Source organism: Aerophototrophica crusticola (assembly GCF_012913305.1).
In the GTDB taxonomy this organism is placed as follows: domain Bacteria; phylum Pseudomonadota; class Alphaproteobacteria; order Azospirillales; family Azospirillaceae; genus Niveispirillum; species Niveispirillum crusticola.
The window spans coordinates 903,041-920,999 of the sequence record NZ_CP051775.1 but is presented as its reverse complement, the minus strand read 5'-3'; the positions used below and the strand labels follow the sequence as shown (position 1 = coordinate 920,999).

At 67.6% G+C, this 17,959-nt stretch carries 16 protein-coding genes; 7 read left to right on the top strand and 9 right to left on the bottom strand.

Annotated elements, in window-relative coordinates:
* The first annotated feature begins 12 nt into the window (after nt 1-12).
* Nucleotides 13-1,878, top strand: coding sequence for a copper-translocating P-type ATPase (locus tag HHL28_RS04495; RefSeq protein WP_404326501.1), 1,866 nt, complete (start codon nt 13-15; stop codon nt 1,876-1,878).
* 26 nt (nt 1,879-1,904) lie between these two features.
* On the opposite strand, the gene HHL28_RS04490 is transcribed toward HHL28_RS04495, so the two are convergent.
* The 5 genes from HHL28_RS04490 to HHL28_RS04475 all read right to left on the bottom strand — a co-directional run bounded on the left by HHL28_RS04490 (nt 1,905) and on the right by HHL28_RS04475 (nt 7,443).
* Complete coding sequence (locus tag HHL28_RS04490) at nt 1,905-3,281, bottom strand: LpqB family beta-propeller domain-containing protein (RefSeq protein ID WP_404326872.1); 1,377 nt, start codon at nt 3,279-3,281, stop codon at nt 1,905-1,907.
* A gap of 101 nt (nt 3,282-3,382) precedes the next feature.
* Nucleotides 3,383-4,072 (bottom strand): winged helix-turn-helix domain-containing protein, encoded by a 690-nt coding sequence (locus HHL28_RS18315; RefSeq protein ID WP_404326499.1) that lies wholly within the window; start codon nt 4,070-4,072, stop codon nt 3,383-3,385.
* 246 nt (nt 4,073-4,318) lie between these two features.
* Entirely contained in the window at nt 4,319-4,624 is a 306-nt protein-coding gene (locus tag HHL28_RS04485) for a helix-turn-helix domain-containing protein (RefSeq protein WP_169654772.1), read from the bottom strand.
* Between the two features lie 113 nt (nt 4,625-4,737).
* On the bottom strand, nt 4,738-5,883 hold the full coding sequence (locus tag HHL28_RS04480) for an iron-containing alcohol dehydrogenase (protein WP_075770071.1): 1,146 nt from the start codon (nt 5,881-5,883) through the stop codon (nt 4,738-4,740).
* A 372-nt stretch (nt 5,884-6,255) separates the two neighbouring features.
* Nucleotides 6,256-7,443, bottom strand: coding sequence for a helix-turn-helix domain-containing protein (locus HHL28_RS04475; RefSeq protein WP_075770070.1), 1,188 nt, complete (start codon nt 7,441-7,443; stop codon nt 6,256-6,258).
* Between the two features lie 217 nt (nt 7,444-7,660).
* Between HHL28_RS04475 and HHL28_RS04470 the strand changes: the two genes are divergently transcribed.
* The gene (locus tag HHL28_RS04470) at nt 7,661-9,235 is read left to right on the top strand and encodes an anti-phage dCTP deaminase (RefSeq protein ID WP_083698943.1); all 1,575 of its coding nucleotides are present in this window, start codon (nt 7,661-7,663) and stop codon (nt 9,233-9,235) included.
* 312 nt (nt 9,236-9,547) lie between these two features.
* Here HHL28_RS04470 and HHL28_RS04465 read toward each other — a convergent pair whose 3' ends face one another.
* Nucleotides 9,548-9,895 (bottom strand): helix-turn-helix domain-containing protein, encoded by a 348-nt coding sequence (locus HHL28_RS04465; protein WP_075770068.1) that lies wholly within the window; start codon nt 9,893-9,895, stop codon nt 9,548-9,550.
* A gap of 154 nt (nt 9,896-10,049) precedes the next feature.
* Here HHL28_RS04465 and HHL28_RS04460 point away from each other — a divergent pair, with 154 nt between their 5' ends.
* Complete coding sequence (locus HHL28_RS04460) at nt 10,050-10,430, top strand: hypothetical protein (RefSeq protein WP_075770067.1); 381 nt, start codon at nt 10,050-10,052, stop codon at nt 10,428-10,430.
* Nucleotides 10,431-10,799: 369 nt separating this feature from the next.
* Here HHL28_RS04460 and lepA read toward each other — a convergent pair whose 3' ends face one another.
* A complete protein-coding gene (lepA, locus tag HHL28_RS04455; RefSeq protein ID WP_075770066.1) occupies nt 10,800-12,602 on the bottom strand; it encodes a translation elongation factor 4 in 1,803 nt (600 codons plus the stop codon).
* 130 nt (nt 12,603-12,732) lie between these two features.
* On the opposite strand from lepA, the gene HHL28_RS04450 reads away from it, so the two are divergent.
* Nucleotides 12,733-13,128, top strand: a complete 396-nt coding sequence (locus tag HHL28_RS04450) for a DUF2147 domain-containing protein (protein ID WP_169654770.1) — start codon at nt 12,733-12,735, stop codon at nt 13,126-13,128.
* A 33-nt stretch (nt 13,129-13,161) separates the two neighbouring features.
* The gene (locus HHL28_RS04445; RefSeq protein WP_404326495.1) at nt 13,162-13,941 is read left to right on the top strand and encodes a vitamin K epoxide reductase family protein; all 780 of its coding nucleotides are present in this window, start codon (nt 13,162-13,164) and stop codon (nt 13,939-13,941) included.
* Between the two features lie 3 nt (nt 13,942-13,944).
* Here the strand turns inward: HHL28_RS04445 and HHL28_RS04440 are convergent, their stop codons facing one another.
* Nucleotides 13,945-14,211: a hypothetical protein gene (locus HHL28_RS04440; protein ID WP_075770063.1), complete on the bottom strand. Its 267-nt coding sequence runs from the start codon at nt 14,209-14,211 to the stop codon at nt 13,945-13,947.
* A gap of 173 nt (nt 14,212-14,384) precedes the next feature.
* On the opposite strand from HHL28_RS04440, the gene HHL28_RS04435 reads away from it, so the two are divergent.
* Nucleotides 14,385-14,978 (top strand): hypothetical protein, encoded by a 594-nt coding sequence (locus HHL28_RS04435; protein ID WP_075770062.1) that lies wholly within the window; start codon nt 14,385-14,387, stop codon nt 14,976-14,978.
* Between the two features lie 74 nt (nt 14,979-15,052).
* Here HHL28_RS04435 and ndk read toward each other — a convergent pair whose 3' ends face one another.
* Nucleotides 15,053-15,475, bottom strand: coding sequence for a nucleoside-diphosphate kinase (gene ndk, locus HHL28_RS04430; protein ID WP_075770061.1), 423 nt, complete (start codon nt 15,473-15,475; stop codon nt 15,053-15,055).
* A gap of 462 nt (nt 15,476-15,937) precedes the next feature.
* On the opposite strand from ndk, the gene HHL28_RS04425 reads away from it, so the two are divergent.
* Complete coding sequence (locus tag HHL28_RS04425; protein ID WP_075770060.1) at nt 15,938-17,839, top strand: ABC-F family ATP-binding cassette domain-containing protein; 1,902 nt, start codon at nt 15,938-15,940, stop codon at nt 17,837-17,839.
* Nucleotides 17,840-17,959 lie beyond the last annotated feature (120 nt).

The following is a 17,959-nucleotide window of genomic DNA, read 5'->3' as shown; positions in this document are numbered from 1 at the left end:
CTGGCCGCGCCGATGCTGCTGGCCTTGGCGGGGGTGGACTTGGTGGTGCCGGGCTGGCTGCAGCTTGTGCTCGCCACCCCGGTGCAGTTCTGGCTGGGCGCCCGCTTCTACCGGGCCGGCTGGAAGGCAGCCAAGGCGCTGTCCGGCAACATGGACCTGCTGGTGGCCCTGGGCACCTCGGCCGCCTATGCCCTGTCCCTCTGGCTGTTGCTGACTGCCCATCCCGGGCACATGCCGCATCTGTATTTCGAGGCGTCCAGCGTCGTCATCACCCTGGTCCTCCTGGGCAAGTATCTGGAAGGTCGGGCCAAGCGGCAGGCCACCTCCGCCATCCGCGCCCTCTCCGCCCTCCGCCCCGCCACCGCCCGGCGTTTGCGGAAGGGAGAGGAGGTGGAGGTGCCCGTGGCCGCCATCCGCGTGGGCGACCTGGTGGTCGTCCGCCCAGGCGAGCGCATCCCGGTGGACGGGCAGGTGGCGGAGGGCGACAGCCACGCGGATGAGAGCCTGCTGACCGGGGAGAGCCTGCCCGTGCCCAAGCACCCCGGTGCCAAGGTGGCCGGCGGCGCCATCAACGGGGAGGGCCGCCTGCTGGTCCGCACGACCGCGGTCGGGACCGAAACCGTCCTGTCCCGCATTATCCGGCTGGTGGAGGACGCCCAGGCCGCCAAGGCCCCCATCCAGAAGCTGGTGGACAAGGTCAGCGCCGTTTTCGTGCCCGTGGTGCTGGCCATCGCTTTGCTGACTTTGGCGGTCTGGCTTCTGGTGGGCGCCGGCATGGAGCAGGCCATCGTCAACGCCGTCTCCGTCCTGGTCATCGCCTGCCCCTGCGCCCTGGGCCTCGCCACACCCACCGCCATCATGGCCGGCACCGGCGTCGCCGCCCGGGCCGGCATCCTGGTGAAGGACGCGGAGTCGCTGGAGCGGGCGACGGGGGTGGACACCGTCGTCTTCGACAAGACCGGCACCCTGACGGAGGGGCGCCCCACCCTGGTTGCAGCGGAACCGGTGGGCATCCCCGCGGACGAGCTGTTGCGCCTGTCTGCCGCCGTCCAGTCCGGCAGCGAGCATCCCCTGGCCAGGGCCGTCCTCGCCGCCGCCGCTGACAAGGGCCTTCACATCCCCAAGGCGGCGGGCCTGCGCGCCCTGCCCGGCCGGGGCGTCGCCGCGACCGTGGAGGGCCGCGACCTGCGCCTGGGCAGCGGCCGGCTGGTGGCGGAGCTGGGCTTGGACCTGACGCCCCTGGCCGCGGCGGCGGAACGGCTGGCGTCCGAGGGGCGTACCGTCTCCTACCTGGCCGATGCCGGGACCGGCACCTTGCTGGGCCTGTTGGCTTTCGGCGACCCGGTGAAGGTCGGGGCGGTGGAGGCTGTCCGGCGGCTGGCGGCGCGGGGCCTCCGTACCGTCCTGCTGACCGGCGACAATGTGGGCAGCGCCCATGCCGCCGCCCGGACCCTGGGCATCACGGAGGTGGTGGCCGAGGTGCTGCCGGAGGACAAGGCCGCCGCCGTCGCCGCCCTGAAGGCCAAGGGCGCCAAGGTGGCCATGGTGGGCGACGGGGTGAACGACGCCCCGGCCCTGGCCGCGGCCGATTTGGGGTTGGCCATGGGCAGCGGCACCGACGTGGCCATGCAGGCCGCGGGCATCACCCTGATGCGGGGCGACCCGGCGCTGGTGGGGGACGCGCTGGACCTGGCGCGGCGGACTTACGCCAAGATCCGCCAGAACCTGTTCTGGGCCTTCGCCTACAACGTCCTGGGAATCCCACTGGCCGCCTTGGGCCTGCTGAGCCCGATGGTCGCCGGGGCGGCCATGGCCTTCTCCAGCGTCAGCGTCGTCAGCAACGCCCTGCTGCTCTACCGCTGGACGCCTGGAAGGTAGGGCGGGTTTCGAATTCGAAAGTTCGCCTAGTCGTGCCGGGCGAGATCGACGAGGTGGATGTCCGCCTCGTCGATCACCATGCTGGACAGGATGACCGACCGGCCATCCGGCCGCACCGCCAGGCCGGACATGGCATAGAAGCGGGACAGGGTCGCCACCGCCTGCGCCCCCTGCCCGTCCAGCCCCGCCCGCACCAGCACCGCGCCCCCGGGCCGGCCGCGCAGCACGTACCAGAGCATCCCGTCGGCGATGGTCCAGTTGGGCCAGTCCTGGTAGGCGAAGTCGGGGATCACCAGCACCTCATCCTCCGACCCGTCCAGGGACCGGCGCCAGATCCCGCTTTCCCCCTCCTTGGCATAATAGATGGCTTGGCCGTCCGGGCTGGCCCGGACCGTCATGGGGCCGTCGCCGGTCAGGGGCAGCGCCTCGCCGGAGGAGAGGTCCAGGCTCCACAGCCGCCAGAACCCGGTACGGCGCGAGGTGAAGTAGAGGGACTGCCCATCCGCTGCCCAGACGGGGGACAGATCCTCCTCCATCTCCTCCGTCCAGCGCTTCAGGCCACTGCCGTCGGCCCCCACCGTGAAGACGTCATAGTTGCCAGCCCGCGCCGCGGCGAAGGCCAGCCGCGTGCCGTCCGGCGACCAGCGCACGCTGCTGATGGAGGTGCCGCCCAGCTCCGTGAGCTTCCGCGGCTCCCCCGCCGTCGGCTTCACCCAAATTTCCGGCGTGCCGGAGCGGGTGGAGATGAAGGCCAGGCTGCCGTCGGGGGCGAGGTCGGGGTCGTGGTCGGCGGCGGTAGCGAAGGTCAGGCGCTTGCCGGACGTGTCCGCCACGGGGGAGCCGCCTGGGTCCAGGGTGATCTCGGACAGGTTGGCGTGGAAGGTCCAGGACTCCACCGCCAGCCGGTCCGCATGGCGGGCGCTGGACAGGCGGCGCAGGTCCTGCACCCCGGCCAGCAGCCGGCGCGGCACCTCCGCCCCCGGCGCCAGGGTCCAGAGGCCGCGGTCGCCCTGCCGGGCGGAGCTGAAGACCAGGGAGCCATCGCGCAGCCAGGCGAGGCCGCCGATCTCCCCGCCCTCGTTGGTGACGCGGCGCACCGTGCCGTCCAGCAGGTCCAGCACCTGCACGTCCTGCACCGACCAGGCGGGGGTGTCCACGAAGGCGACCCGGCGACCGTCGGGGGAGACGGTGGGCCGGTCATGGCCCCAGGTGCGGGCCAGCGCCCTTGTCAGGGGCGTGACGCGGCCGTCATCCAGGGCCAGGCGGTAGAGCTGGAATGGCGCCACGATGCCGGGGCGGTCCGGGAAGATGATGGACTTGCCGTCGGGGGTCCAGGCGGGCTGGGTCCAGGGGGCGTCACGGCACTGGCCCACCTGCTGCGGCTGGCCGGCGGGGACGGTCATCACCAGGATGCGGCAGGGCTGGCCGTCGGCGCTGCGGGAGAAGGCGATGCGGCTGCCGTCGGGAGACCAGGCGGGGGCCGAGTCGATGCCCGGGTCGTCGGTCAGGCGGACGGGGCTGCCGCCGGCGACGCTCTGCAGGTAGAGGTCGGCGTTGCCCGGGTCGGCGAGGCGGGCGGCGAAGGCGAGCTGGCCGCCGTCGGGGGACAAGGCGGGCCAGGTCTCCCGCCCCGGCAGGGCGGTGGCAGGGGTGACGCGGCGCACCTCCCAACCCGGGCCGGGGTCGCCCCAGAGCAGCATGGCCGCCAGTACCACCAACCCGCCCAACACCGCCGCCGCCCCGCCAGGGCCAGGGGCAGCCAGGGGCGGCGGGACTGGGGTGGCGGCGAGGGGGACGGGGCGGGCCCGGGCGGGGCAGCGGCGGGCGGTGGGGGCTGGAGGGGCTCGACCGAGAGGCCGTCGGGCAGGCGAAGGCGGTAGCCGAGGCGGGGCAGGGTCTCGATCTGGATGCCGGGCTCGGCCAGGTCGCGGAAGGCGGCGCGGAGGCGCTGGATGCAGCGGTTCAGGGCGTCGTCGCCCACCACCACGTTGCCCCAGCAGGCGTGCAGCAGATCATCGCGGGAGACGGGGTGGCCGGCGCGGCGGGCCAGGGCCACCAGCACCTGCATGACCCGCGGCTCCAGCCGCGCCTGGCCGCCGCCAGGGGCGGTCAGGAGGCCGGCGGAGGGGGAGACGACGCACCGGCCCAGCCGGAAGTCCGGCTCGCGGGCCAGCGCGACCATTTCCAGGGCCATGGCGGGTTTCCGGTCATCGCGCCCGGGGGAGACCCCCGGTCATGGGCCTGGGAGGATGCCCCTTTGCCCAATAAGGATGCAAGGCCGGCCGCCGGTGGTACCGGGCCACTTGGGCAGACCGGCCCCTGCCCCACCTCCCCCCCGGCCTAGTACCAGGCCCGCAGGGAGGCGGCGGGGCCGGCGATGCCGGGGGGAGCATGGGGAGGGAGGGCGGCTCCACCGGGCGGGCGTCCTGGACCGAGCCGTTCAGCCGGTCCCGCATCTGCCGGCCGAAGGGGGAGAGGTGGACCGTGCGGACCCGGCCGTCGCTGGGCCAGGGCCGGACCTCCACCAGGCCGCTGCCCGGCCCCCGAGGGCCGCCACCACCCGGGTGGCGGTGGAAAGGCTGGTGCGCAGGAGGAAGGCCAGCTCGGAGATGCTGATGCCCTCATTCTCCGCCACATACAAGAAGGCACAGGCGGCCTTCAGCGAGACATCCGGGTCCCATTCCCGGAACAGCTCCAGCACCTCCAGCGGGGTGGAGCGTTGGCGCTTGCGGTTCATGGCGTTCATGTCTGCCCCCGTCCTTGTTTGTTGGTCCGAGGGTCCCGCGGCGGCCGGGCCGGTGCCATGGCGGGGGGCCGATGAATTGCCGATGAATTGCCGATGGCGAGGGTTTGTGCGGGTTACAGCGCCTCCCCATAGATGCGGCGGGCGTCTTCCAGGGTGACCTCGCGGGGGTTGTTGACCAGGAGACGGGTCTGTTTCATGGCGTCCGTGGCGAGCAGGTCGAGGCTGTCGGCGCCCACGCCCACCTCCCGCAGGGTGGGGGGCAGGCCCAGGTCGCGGGACAGGCTGGCCAGGTCGTCGGCGAAGCGGCCGGTGCCGTCCCGGCCGGGGAAGAGGATGGCGGACAGCTCGGCATAGGCGGCGGCTGCCGCGGGCTCCGCGCTGTTGAAGCGGATGACGTGGGGCAGGACCAGGGCGTTGGTCAGGCCGTGGGGCAGGTGGAAATGGCCGCCCAGGGGATAAGCGAGCGCGTGGACCGCGGCCACGGGGGCGTTGGCGAAGGCCTGGCCGGCCAGCATGGCGCCCAGCAGCATGTCCTGCCGCGCCGCCCGGTCCCGCCCGTCGGACACGGCCCGGCGGATGGCCCCGCCGAGGAGGCGCAAGGCCTCCCGCGCCAGCAGGTCGGACAGGGGGTTCTTCTTGTGGCGGCTGGTATAGGCCTCGATGGCGTGGACCATGGCGTCGATGCCGGTGGCCGCCGTCACGGCCGGCGGCAGGCCCAGGGTCAGGTCCGCGTCCAGCAGCACCGCGTCGGCCAGGAGCTGGGGGGAGACGACGCCCTTCTTTTCCGCCTCTCCCGTCGTGACGATGGAGATGGGGGTGACCTCGGACCCCGTGCCGGCGGTGGTGGGCACCTGGATGAGGGGCAGGCGTGAGCCGCGGCAGGCGCCGACGCCGTAGATGTCACCCAAGGCCTGGCCCGTGTCCCCCAGCAGGAAGGCCACCAGCTTCGCCACGTCCATGGCGCTGCCGCCGCCGAAGCCCACCACCCCGTCCGCCCCGAACCCGCGCCCCTGGGCCACCGCCGTGCGGATCACCGATTCCGGCGGGTCGGCCTGGACATCGGCGAAGGTGGAGACGGTGATCCCCGCCGACTTGCAGGCATCCACCGCGCCCGAAGGCAGCCCCGCCCGGGCCACGCCGGGGTCGGTGACCAGGAACAACCTGCTGATGCCCAGTTCCCGGCACAGCTCCGGCAGCCGCTGGACCGAGCCCGGGCCGGTGAGGAGGGTGCCGACGGTGCGGAAGTCGAAGGCGGTCATGGCGGGTTCGAACGCTTGTTTGAGGGAAGGACAGGGTGGGCCGGTTGGGCGTTTCGGGCAAGGGGGGAAGAGGGGATGACGGGCGGGGGAGTTGTCCGGCTTCCAGGAGCCCTCCTGTTTCCCCCGCGAAGGCGGGGGAAACAGAAAACCCAAGCGGGAGCCGATGAGAAGGCCGGGGGAGCGGGGCGGAAGGGTTGGGACACGGATGGACACGGATGCTGGCCGGATGGGCACGGATGGGGTTGATCTCCATGCCCACCCCCCTCACCCGCCGCCTTCGGCGGCACCCTCTCCCCAGGGAGAGGGAAATGGGTGACCTGATGAGACCTTAAGGTGACCAAAGGTGACGCTTAAGGTGACGCGTGTCACATTTCAGGGCGTTGGGATCATTGGGTTTTCGGGCTTAAGGTGACTAAGGTTACCGGGTTGGCTTCGTGTCACCTTTGTCTCCTTAAGGGCGTCGCGGCGGCGGAGCTGGTCGCGGATCTGGTCCAGGCCCTCGGCCAGCTTCACGTAGTTGGCGCCGTCGTCCAGGCGCATCATGCGGGCCAGCGCCACCAGCACATGGGGGCTGCGGTCCAGGCAGGCGGCCTGGAGCATGCTTTCCAGCACCACCATGCGGGCCCCGTCCAGGCGGGCCGCGAACTCGCTGGCGCGCTTCATTCGCTCCTCCTCCACCATGGCGCGGAGCTGGGGGGACACCTTGATGGCGCGCCAGAGGGATTGCCGGGCACAGCCAATCTCCAGCGCCACGGCGCTGACGCTGTGCCCCTCCCCAAGCAGTTGGGCGGCGCGGGTCCAGTCGTAGCGCTTGCGCCGGTCGCGGATCAGGCGCGGCGGCTCGGGCTCGGGATAGGGCGGGACGGAGGGGTCGGAGACGGCGGCCAGGGCTTCCGGCGTGAAGAAGATGCCGGCCGCGGCGGCTTCCGCGCAGTCCTTGGTGAAGGGGCCGGGGTCCACGGGGCGCATGTCCCGGTCCACGGGCCAGCTCTCCACGAACTCCTCCAGGATGCCGGGGCGGAACCAGCGGTGGAACGGCGCCAGCGGGCGGCGGCCCATGCCCTTCCAGACCAGGCCGGGCATGTCGATGGAGGGCGACGGGACCAGGTCGGTGTAGTCGAAGGCCGGGTTGCCCGGCGTGAACTCCACCACGTAATCCTTGACCACCAGGTGGCAGCCGGAGAAGCCGGGCGGCAGGGTGTTGTCATGGTTGCCGTCATAGGGCACCACCCAATCATACCCCGCATTGGCATGGGCCACCGACTCCGGCCCCCCGGTCACCTCGTTCCGCGCCTGCACCTCATGCGCCACTTCCGGGTGCATCAGCAGGAAGAAGCGGTTGGCCATGTCGTTGGGCCGGTGAAAGCTGGCCGCATGCCGCCGCTTGGCCCAGTCGGTGTAGGGGATGGGCGGCCAGGCCGCGAGAGGATGATAGTCCTTCGGCCGCTGCGCCGGCAACTGGTCCGCCGGCGGCGGCCCCTCCGGCCCCCAGGGCAGCAACAGGCTCTTAACCCGGCTGCCGGGCTCGGGGAGCTTCATGAAGTAGGTGAAGTCGGACATGGGACGGGGCTCCTTCCGGATGGGGAAGGAGGGAAGGATATCGGTTTTTTTTCCTGTTTCATAGAGCGAGATGTCAGGAGCCGGTTAGGCGAGGTGCGATAGCCGGCAAGACCGACGCGATCTACATCTGTAAACTGCATTTGTTGCAACACAAAGATTTGACATTATTCCATTAGCGGTACATCATCTTAGAAAACTAGACCATCCATGGTGGATTATGTCCCTGCTCCAAGCTGTAATTGGCAAGGTTGAAACTGCCGAGACCTCATCAGAGCAGGCAGACTCAGTATTTGAACGTAGGACGCCAGAATTGGTGATTGGCTTCATTGGCCCCGTAGCATCAGGCGTTACGACTACAGTAAATGCCTTTAGACGCATTTTAGAAAAGGAGTTCGGATACGAAGTTCCTGAACCAATTCGTGTGAGTTCTTTAATCAACAAATGGTCCAGCAGAGTAAGCATGAGCGCCTCTCATGACATGAAGGGGGCGAAGCGAATTGAGCATTTGCAATCCACCGGCAATACTTTGCGTGCACGTTTTAGCAGTGACATTCTAGCCAAGTTAGTAATTGATGAGATAGCCGTACAAAGAAAAACAAACAATGGCTTTAGAAAAGTCTCCACCCCTTCCGGGGATACGTCAGTCCCGGTTCCGATTCGGCGTGCATACTTGGTCGACTCTATCAAACACCCGGCTGAGCTAAGGTTATTCCAAGAGGTTTATGGAGAGATGTTTTGGTGTGTTGGTGTGTTTGCTCCGGAGTTTGTTCGCTTGAAGCGCCTCACGAAAACAATGTCCAAATCAGAAGCGGAAAAAATAATGGAGCGCGACCAAGGAGAAAATTTAGAAGAAGGGCAGAAAGTTAGAAAAATATTCTCTGAGTCGGATTATTTCATCCGAAACGAACATGATACCGAGAAGCCTCTCGAAGATACAGTTCTTCGATTCCTAGATATCATTTTTCACGGTACAATTCACACACCAAACAGACACGAAGCAGCTATGTTCAAAGCAGCATCTGTTGCAGCTAAGTCTGGGTGCATGTCTCGTCAAGTTGGCGCAGCAATTGTCAGCAAATCTGGCGATTTGCTAGCAGTCGGATGGAATGATGTTCCAAAATTTGGCGGGGGATTGTATGAGGAGCCACTAAAGGAAAAGGATTTTTTGGATGCACGCTGCTTCAAATGGAAGCAAGGCCTGTGTCATAATGACGAACGAAAAGCTAATCTGATCGATAATATCATTGCAAAATTATTGGATAAAAGAGTTATCAAGAAGGGAACCGATATCACCCCAATAAGAAAAGCTCTGAAAGAAACCGAACTATCGTCCATCATTGAATACAGCAGATCCATCCATGCCGAAATGGAGGCAATCATAAGCGTTGCGCGGAACGGTGGCAAATCTATACTCGATAGCATTCTATACACGACAACATACCCCTGCCACAATTGCGCCAGACATATCGTAGTCAGCGGCATCCGAGAGGTTTATTACATAGAACCTTATCCCAAAAGTCTTGCCGACTCACTTCATGAAGATACAATATCTTCAGATGAGCGAAACTCTGCCACTCAGGTGATCTTCCGCCAGTACGAGGGAGTTGCACCAAAGAATATTCTCAAACTTTTTAACTCCCGTATTGAAAGGAAACAGAGTGGCAAAGTGATCCTCTTTGACCGCAAGCGACAGGAGCCAATCTACAGACCACATCTGGATAGTTTTACAATCTACGAAGCGCAGATTGTAAAACAGCTGCGCGAGATGGAGTCCAAAACGTCGCAGCCCTGATCCCACTTAAGCGCGCTTGAAAACTACCCAGTAAGAATTAGAATTATAGTCACAAAAAAACAATGATGCAGCGGGACCATGGGGGAAAAAGATGAGCGCGGGAACCAAACCGAATGGCCAGCAACTCGCATTCTTTTTTCCGATTGACGGTTCAGCAGCTGATGATCGGAAAGATTTGAGAGGCGACGAATCGCCATCCTATTCTGATGAAGCGTCGGTAATCTGCTTTGAAGAGCGACGCCGTGAAGCTGTTCGAGCTGAGTTAATCCGAATGGCCCGAGAGTCTGGGGTTTTTCGCTAAAACTTAGCCATTCAATGCAGGTCATTAGAAAATGCGGCGACTATCTCCGATAGGCGCCGCTGATCTTTTTCTGTCAAACGAGAAAAGTTTTCTATAATTTTGTATTCATATTCGTTTGCTGCTTTGGTAGCAGGTACCAGATTTTCCACCGTTACAAATTTCCAAAGCGGCACCCCCAGCACCTTCGACAGTGCTGACAGCCGATAGAGCGACGGCACAGTCCGCCCCCGCTCGATATTTGAAATCGTGTTGTGAGACGCCCGGCCGATCATCTGCCCAAGCTGCTCTTGGGAGAGGCCCAGGCGCTTGCGGTTTTCGCGCACGACCCGGCCGAGATGCTGGCGAAGCTCCTTATCCATGGCCGCTACGATAAGGAGGCAGCCGGGAGTTTCTGTGCATTGGCCGTGGCAAGCACTCACAATCTGATTGTGAATCTGCTGGCACCCCCTCCCCTCCCTGCCCTGGGGATGGTGGGGTGATCCTACAGGGTCATATGACTTGGCGGGAGGGGCCATGCGGAAGGTGTTGGTGGGGGTGGCCTTGGGGCTGGTGGCCGGGGCGGCGGGGGCGAACCCGTTGGCGCAGACCCAAGGGCCGGTGACCGTGGCGGTGCTGCGGGTGGTGGATGGGGAGACGCTGGCGGTGCGGGCGTATCCTTGGCCGGGGGCGGTGCTGGAGGACACGGTGCGGCTGCGCAACCCGCCGCCGGAGGGGTCGGCGGACTGCCGGCGGGCCCTGCTGGAACAGGCCATCGAGCGGGCCAACAAGGGGCGGCCGGCGCGGACCATGGTGCTGGTCCAGGTGGAACGGGCGCAGGATGGGGGCGCGGTGACGGCGCTGATGCTGCCGCCGATGGCGGGGGACGTGGTGCGGTACGGGGGGTGTGGAGGTTAGGTGGGGGCGGTCCGTTTGGCTGGACGCAAGCCCCCTCCCCCATGGGGGGGGGGGAGGTCAGGGCGATGCTGGGTGGCCCGACGCTCTCCCCGTGGAAATGGCGGAGGGCCGCTGCCGCGCCATTGGCACTGCGGCTTTCCCGAGGGCCCCGGGTCAAGCCCGGGGTGACATCGGGGATTGGCAGGGGGGCCGCCGGCTCTATGCCGGGCACCCCCTCACCCCGCCCCCCGGATCAGGTCCGGGGCAGGCTCTCTCCCCGGGGGGAGAGGGGGAGGCGTTGGTCTCTATGCCCACCTCCCCCGCCTTCGCGGGGCAGGCTCTCAACCGGCAGCTGCGCGGCCACCCTCTCCCCAGGGCGAGGGGACAAAACTATTCCTGGCCCATCCGTAGCGCGGCGATGAAGGCGCTTTGGGGGATTTCCACCTCGCCGAACTGGCGCATGCGCTTCTTGCCCTCCTTCTGCTTGTCGAGGAGCTTGCGCTTGCGGCTGATGTCGCCGCCGTAGCACTTGGCCAGCACGTCCTTGCGCAGGGCGGCGATGGTCTCTCGCGCCACCACCTTGCCGCCGATGGCGGCCTGGATGGGGATCTTGAAGAGGTGGCGGGGGATCAGGTCCTTCAGGCGCTCGCAGAGCTGGCGGCCCCGGTACTCGGCCTGGCTGCGGTGGACGATCATGGAGAGGGCGTCCACCGGCTCCGCGTTCACCAGGATGGACATCTTCACCAGGTCGCCCTCCCGGTACTCCTCAAGCTGGTAGTCGAAGCTGGCGTAGCCGCGGCTGATGGACTTCAGCCGGTCGTAGAAGTCGAACACCACCTCGTTCAGGGGCAGCTCGTACACCAGCATGGCGCGGCCGCCGACATAGGTCAGGTCCTTCTGGATGCCGCGGCGTTCGGTGCAGAGGGCCAGGACGCCGCCCAGATACTCATCCGGCAGCATGATGGTGGCCTTGATCCACGGCTCCTCGATGTGGTCGATCTTGACCACGTCGGGCATGTCCGCGGGGTTGTGCATCTCGATCACGTCGCCGTTGGTCATGTACATCTTGTAGACGACCGACGGGGCTGTGGTGATGAGGTCCAGGTTGAACTCGCGCTCCAGCCGCTCCTGGATGATCTCCAGGTGCAGGAGGCCGAGGAAGCCGCAGCGGAAGCCGAAGCCCAGCGCGGCGCTCGACTCCGTCTCAAACTGGAAGGAGGCGTCGTTCAGGGCGAGCTTGCCGAGGGATTCGCGCAGGTGCTCGAAGTCCGCGGCGTCGGCGGGGAACAGGCCGCAGAAGACGACGGGGATGGAGGGCTTGAAGCCGGGCAGCGCGGTGGGCGCCAGGCGCTTTTCCTCCGTGATGGTGTCGCCCACCTTGGTGTCGCGGATGTCCTTGATGGCGGCGGTGACGAAGCCCATCTCCCCCGGCCCGAGGCGGTTGGTCACCACCTTCTTGGGCGTGAAGATGCCGACGCGGTCCAGTTCGCGCGTGGCGCCGGTGGCCATGAAGCGCACCTTCTGGCCCAGGCGCAGCTCCCCGTTCACGACGCGGACCAGGATGACGACTCCTAAGTAGGGGTCGTACCAGCTGTCCACGATCAGGGCCTGGAGCGGGGCGTCGATGTCGCCCTTGGGGGGCGGCAGGCGGGTGACGATGGCCTCCAGCACGCCCTGGATGTTGAGGCCGGTCTTGGCGGAGATCTCCACCGCGTCGGACGCGTCCAGGCCGATCACGTCCTCGATCTGCTGCTTCACGCGGGGCACGTCGGCCGCGGGCAGGTCGATCTTGTTCAGGACGGGCACGATCTCATGGTTGGCGTCGATGGCCTGGTAGACGTTGGCCAGGGTCTGCGCCTCCACGCCCTGGGAGGCGTCGACGACCAGCAGCGAGCCCTCACAGGCGGACAAGCTGCGGCTGACCTCATAGGCGAAGTCCACGTGGCCGGGCGTGTCCATCAGGTTGAGCTGGTAGGTCTCCCCGTCGTTCGCCTTGTAGGACAGGCGGACGGTCTGGGCCTTGATGGTGATGCCGCGTTCCCGCTCAATGTCCATGTTGTCGAGGTACTGTTCCTTCATCTCCCGCGCCTCAAGGGCGCCACAGTACTCGATCAGCCTGTCCGCCAGGGTGGACTTGCCGTGGTCGATGTGGGCGATGATGGAGAAATTGCGGATGCGCGACAGGTCGGTCATGGAACTCAAGTCCTGGACGGGGTGGGCGGAAGATAGGGGCCGCAGCCCCCGGAAGCAATGGCGCTGCGGCCTTGGGGCATTGCTGGGGCTCGCAGGCGTGGTGTGCGCGGGTGCCGCGGGCGCGCAGGAGGTGCCCAAGGGCGTGTGGATGCTGCAGAACGGCAAGGCGGCCGTGAGCTTCCACCCCTGCGGCAAGAAGGGGGAGGAGCTGTGCGGCACCCTGGTCTGGGGGCGGAAGGACCAGTACCCGGACGGCCAGACCAAGGACGTGCGCAACCCGGACCCGAAGCTTCGCGGGCGGGAGCTGTGCGGGGCGGAGGTGGTCTGGGGCCTGGAATGGGAGGGGGACGGGACCTGGAGCGGCGGCCGGGTCTATGACCCCCACTCCGGCAAGACCTACGGGGCGAGGCTGGAGATCCTGGGGCCGGAGCGGCTGAAGGTGCGGGGGTATATCGGCATACCGTGGATCGGGAAGACCCAGAACTGGAAGCCGGCGCCCCCGGACCTGGAGGTGTGTGGGGGCTAGCGTGACCTAAGGGGTGCCACGGCGGTTGAGGGGGTGACACCCCAACCGACGACGGAGGAGACCATGCCCCTGGACATGCCCGGAAGCGCCCGGCGGCTCGCCCGGTGGGACGTGCCGAGGCCGGAGCGGCTGAGCCATGAGCTGCGGGAGGGGCGGTCCGCCGACCTGACGCGGCGGCGCTGGGTCGTCGGCCTGTCCATGCTGAGCGGCACCATCGGCAACCTGGTCGGGCTCTACCAGACCGGAATCATCAAGCGCCTGCCCGACCCGCCGGAGGATCTGGTGGTCATGGGGGCGGAGCTGGGTAAGCTGTTCAACGCCACCAAGGTGGATGCCAGCGCCTATGCCTATCGCCGGGCGGGGACGCCGGACGGGCTGCTGATGACCGCCACCTATGCCGTGACGGCCATCCTGGCAGGGGCCGGCGGGCGGGACCGGGCGCGCACGGCCCCTGCCCTGCCGCTGCTGATGGCGGCGAAGACGATCTATGACGCGGTGCTGTGCGTGAAGCTGGCCCGGGAGGAATGGGCCGACAACCACGCCCTGTGCGAGTACTGCCAGGTGGCGACGGTGGCGAGCTTCGCCTCGGCCGCGCTGGCCCTGCCGGAGGCGCTGTGGGCCATCGAGACGCTGATGGGCGCGGACGAGCATGGCCGCCAGGACCAGGGCCGCGGGACGCGCCGGGAGGACGGGGTGCGGCCGGAGCGGCGCTATCGCTACGGCGCGGACCTGGCGATGACGCCGGGGCGGGGCCGGGTGGTGCAGCCCTATGACGAGGAAGAGGCCTTCAACGACGTGGCCATGTATCCGTGAGGACTAGGGGCGGGTGTGGGCGATGGCGCCTTCGATGACGAAGGCCAGGAAGGCGCCGACCCCCTGCTCCGCCGCCTGGGCGACGCGGGCCTCCGTCACGCCCAGGGCGACGGCCAGCTCCTGCCGGTCGGCGGGGCCGATGGGGAACCCGGTGGCGACCTCGACGGACGGCGCGTCCTGCATCGCGACGCCCACCAGCAGGAAGGCGCCCAGGGCGGCCAAGGCGCGGCGGTTGTTGCGTTGGCGGGCGGTGGTCTCGGTCGGGCGCATCGGGGCTTTCCCCTGGCTGGAAACGGCTGGCCTGGACATGGGGGCAAGGGCCCCGGGTTTGAAGTGAGCCTTGTCACAGGCCGGCGGATTTCTGCGCCGTCCGGGGTATGGAACGACCGTACGGGCCGGGCAATTAGCTGGGGAGTGCCCTGCCGCTGCCCGGAGTGACGCCCATGCACGCGAACCGACTGATGCTGCTGCCCGGCCTGTTGCTGCTGGCCGCCTGTGCCGGGCCGTCGGAGGAAAGGTTGAACGCCGGCGGGTCCCCGGCACAGGGCCCGGCGGTGACGGTGGGCGTGCCGCCCGTGGGGGCGGTGGTGGCGCAGGCCGCCGGGGCCGGGCTGAAGGCCTTCGTCCAGGGCAACCCGGGCAGCCCTGGGCTGAACGGCGGGGCGTGCCTGGCCTATGTCATGCCGGCGGCCGGGCCAGGCGAGGTGCAGTACACGTTCCGAGACCTGATCGGCTATCCCGTGGAGATCAATGACGACATCGCCCAGGGGCGGCCCGACTGGTCGCCCCTGGCCCTGTGCGAGGGCGGGCCCGGCCTGTCCGTCACCAGCCGCACGGGCCTGGGCGGCCAGCCGCGGTTGCTGCTGTGCGAGGGCATCACCAAGGTGGCCCAGGGCTGGCGCATGTATTGCGGCTGGCGCGGGCCGGGCCTGGCGGGGGAGCGGCCGGAATACATCGTGTCGCCGGTGCCGGGGAAGCCGGGGAGCTTCACCGTGGCCAGGACGTGCGCGGCCTGCGTGCGGGGGAGCGTGGGGTGAGGCCGGGCAAAAGAAAACGCCGCCGGAGGGCATCCCCCGGCGGCGTTCCTGTCTCTCGACCAGTCAGGCTGGGGTCAGCCGACGATCTCGCTCTCCGCGAAGAAGAAGGCGACCTCGCGGGCCGCGTTCTCCAGGCTGTCGGAGCCGTGGACGCTGTTGGCCTCGATGCTCTCGGCGAAGTCCTTGCGGATGGTGCCGGGGGCGGCGTTGGCCGGGTTGGTGGCGCCCATGATCTCACGGTTCTTCGCCACGGCGTTCTCACCCTCCAGCACCTGCACGACCACCGGGCCGGAGATCATGAAGGACACCAGGTCGCCGAAGAAGGGGCGCTCACGGTGCACGTCGTAGAACTTCTCGGCCTGGGCCTGGCTGAGCTGCATGCGCTTCTGCGCGACGATGCGCAGGCCCGCATCCTCGAACCGGGCGTTGATCTTGCCGGTCAGGTTGCGACGGGTGGCGTCGGGCTTGAGGATCGACAGCGTGCGTTCGATCGCCATGGGATGCTCCTGGAAAACTCTCGAAAAAGTCGCGGCGTTATAACGGCAGCCCATTCTGCCCGCAACGCCAATCCTACGCCACCGCATCGCCGAACGCGCGGGCCAGATGTGCGCGTGCGCGCGCCCTCAGGCGCCGGGCGCCCGCTCCGCGGGCTTGGCTTGCGCGGGCATGGGCCCGCGGGCCCGCGGTCGCGGGCCTTGGGTGCCTGTTCGGCGGTATTGTTCCCTCTCCTTGGGGAGAGGGTGGCGCGGTAGCGCCGGGTGAGGGAGGTGGGCGTAGGGACCGAAGCGTCTCGAGGAACCCGGCCCCCTCACCCCAACCCTCTCCCCCGGGGGGAGAGGGGGTGGGTAGTGCTGCTCCCACCTCCCTCACGCCTCGCTGCGCAAGGCACCCTCTCCCCAGGGAGAGGGAACGGTAACGGCCGCTTCTGCCCTTGGCGCGGCTGTGCTACATCCCCCGCCATGCTGCAGATCACCGACCTCACTTTCCGTATCGCCGGCCGCGTGCTGTTGGACCGTGCCTCCGTCACCGTGCCGGCCGGGCATCGGGTGGCGTTGGTGGGGCGCAATGGGACGGGCAAGTCCACCCTGCTGAAGCTGATCGCGGGGGAGCTGCACCAGGATGAGGGCAGCATCAGCCTGCCCGCCGGCCTGAAGATGGGCTGGGTGCGGCAGGAGGTGCCCGCCGGGGCCACCAGCCTGATCGACACGGTGCTGGCCGCCGACCAGGAGCGCACGTCCCTGCTGGCGGAGGCGGAGACGGCCACCGACCCGGCCCGCATCGGGGAGATCCACGCGCGGCTGGCGGACATCGGCGCCCATGCGGCGGAGGCGCGGGCGGCGCGCATCCTGCACGGGCTGGGATTCGACGCGGAGGCGCAGCGGCGGCCGTGCAGCGACTTTTCCGGCGGCTGGCGCATGCGCGTGGCCCTGGCCGGCGTGCTGTTCGCCGAGCCGGACCTGCTGCTGCTGGACGAACCGACCAACCACCTGGACCTGGAAGCCACCCTGTGGCTGGAGGATTACCTGCGGGCCTACCCGCACACGGTGATGATCGTCAGCCATGACCGGGAACTGCTGAACAAGGTCCCCACCACCATCATCCACCTGGACCAGTTGAAGCTGACCTCCTACAGCGGCAACTACGACCAGTTCGTGAAGCAGCGGGCAGCCAAGCTGGAACAGATGAAGTCCGCCGCGGTGAAGCAGGAATTGCAACGCAAGCACCTGCAAAGCTTCGTGGACCGGTTTCGCGCCAAGGCCACCAAGGCCCGCCAGGCCCAGAGCCGCATCAAGGCGCTGGAGCGGCTGGGGCCGCGCATCGAGGTGATCGAGGACAGCGCCACCAGCTTCAACTTCCCATCGCCGGAAGAGCTGGCCCCGCCGCTGATCGCGGTGGACGACGTGACCATCGGCTATGACGGCCGGGCGGTCCTGAGGAAGCTGAACCTGCGCATCGACGCGGACGACCGCATCGCCCTGCTGGGCGCCAACGGCAACGGCAAGTCCACCCTGGTCAAGCTGCTGGCCGGGCGGCTGGCCCCCATGGCCGGGGAGTTCCGCCGGTCCTCCAAGCTGAAGGTCGGGTACTTCGCCCAGCACCAGGCGGACGAGCTGAACCTGGACTGGACGCCCATCCAACAGATGGCGTCCATCATGCCGCCCAACACCCATGAGACGGCGGTGCGCGCGCACCTTGGCCGGTTCGGGCTGGCGCAGCAGAAGGCGGAGACCAAGATCGGGTCCCTGTCAGGCGGGGAGAAGGCCAAGCTGCTGCTGGCCATGATGACCCGGGACGCGCCGCACATCCTGATGCTGGACGAGCCCACCAACCATTTGGACATTGACAGCCGCGAGGCGCTGGTGGAGGCGCTGAACGGCTATGAGGGGGCGGTGATCGTCATCAGCCACGACCCCCACCTGATCGAGCTGACGGCCGACCGGCTGTGGCTGGTGGCGGACGGCACGGCCAAGCCCTTCGACGGCGACCTGGAGGAGTACAAGCGCCTGCTGCTGGACAAGGCGCGGGCGGAATCCCGGGCGGAGAAGCAAGCCGACCCCCCGGCCCGTGGCCGCGACGCCCGCAAGGACGAACGCCGGGCGGCGGCAGAGGTGCGCGCCCAGCTCGCCCCGCTGAAGAAGAAGGTGGAGGCGGTGGAGAAGCAGATGGCCGCCGTCACCAAGAAGAAGAACGCCCTGGAGGCCCGCATGGCCGACCCGGCCTTCTACCAGGGCGCCAAGGCCGACGTGGCCGCGGCGCAGAAGGAGCTGGGCACCCTGGGGCGCGAGCTGGAAGAGCTTGAGATGCAGTGGCTGGAGCTGTCCGAGGAGCTGGAGCGGATGGAAGCCGAGCTGACGGCGTGATCCCGCTGCGGCCGGTGTTCGCCGATGGGAGTAGGATGACCTTTTCCTGTGCCGCGTGTGCCGGGATGCCGTAAGCTTTCCGTGGACGATTGACACGGAAAGCCTGGGGAATTGGCCATG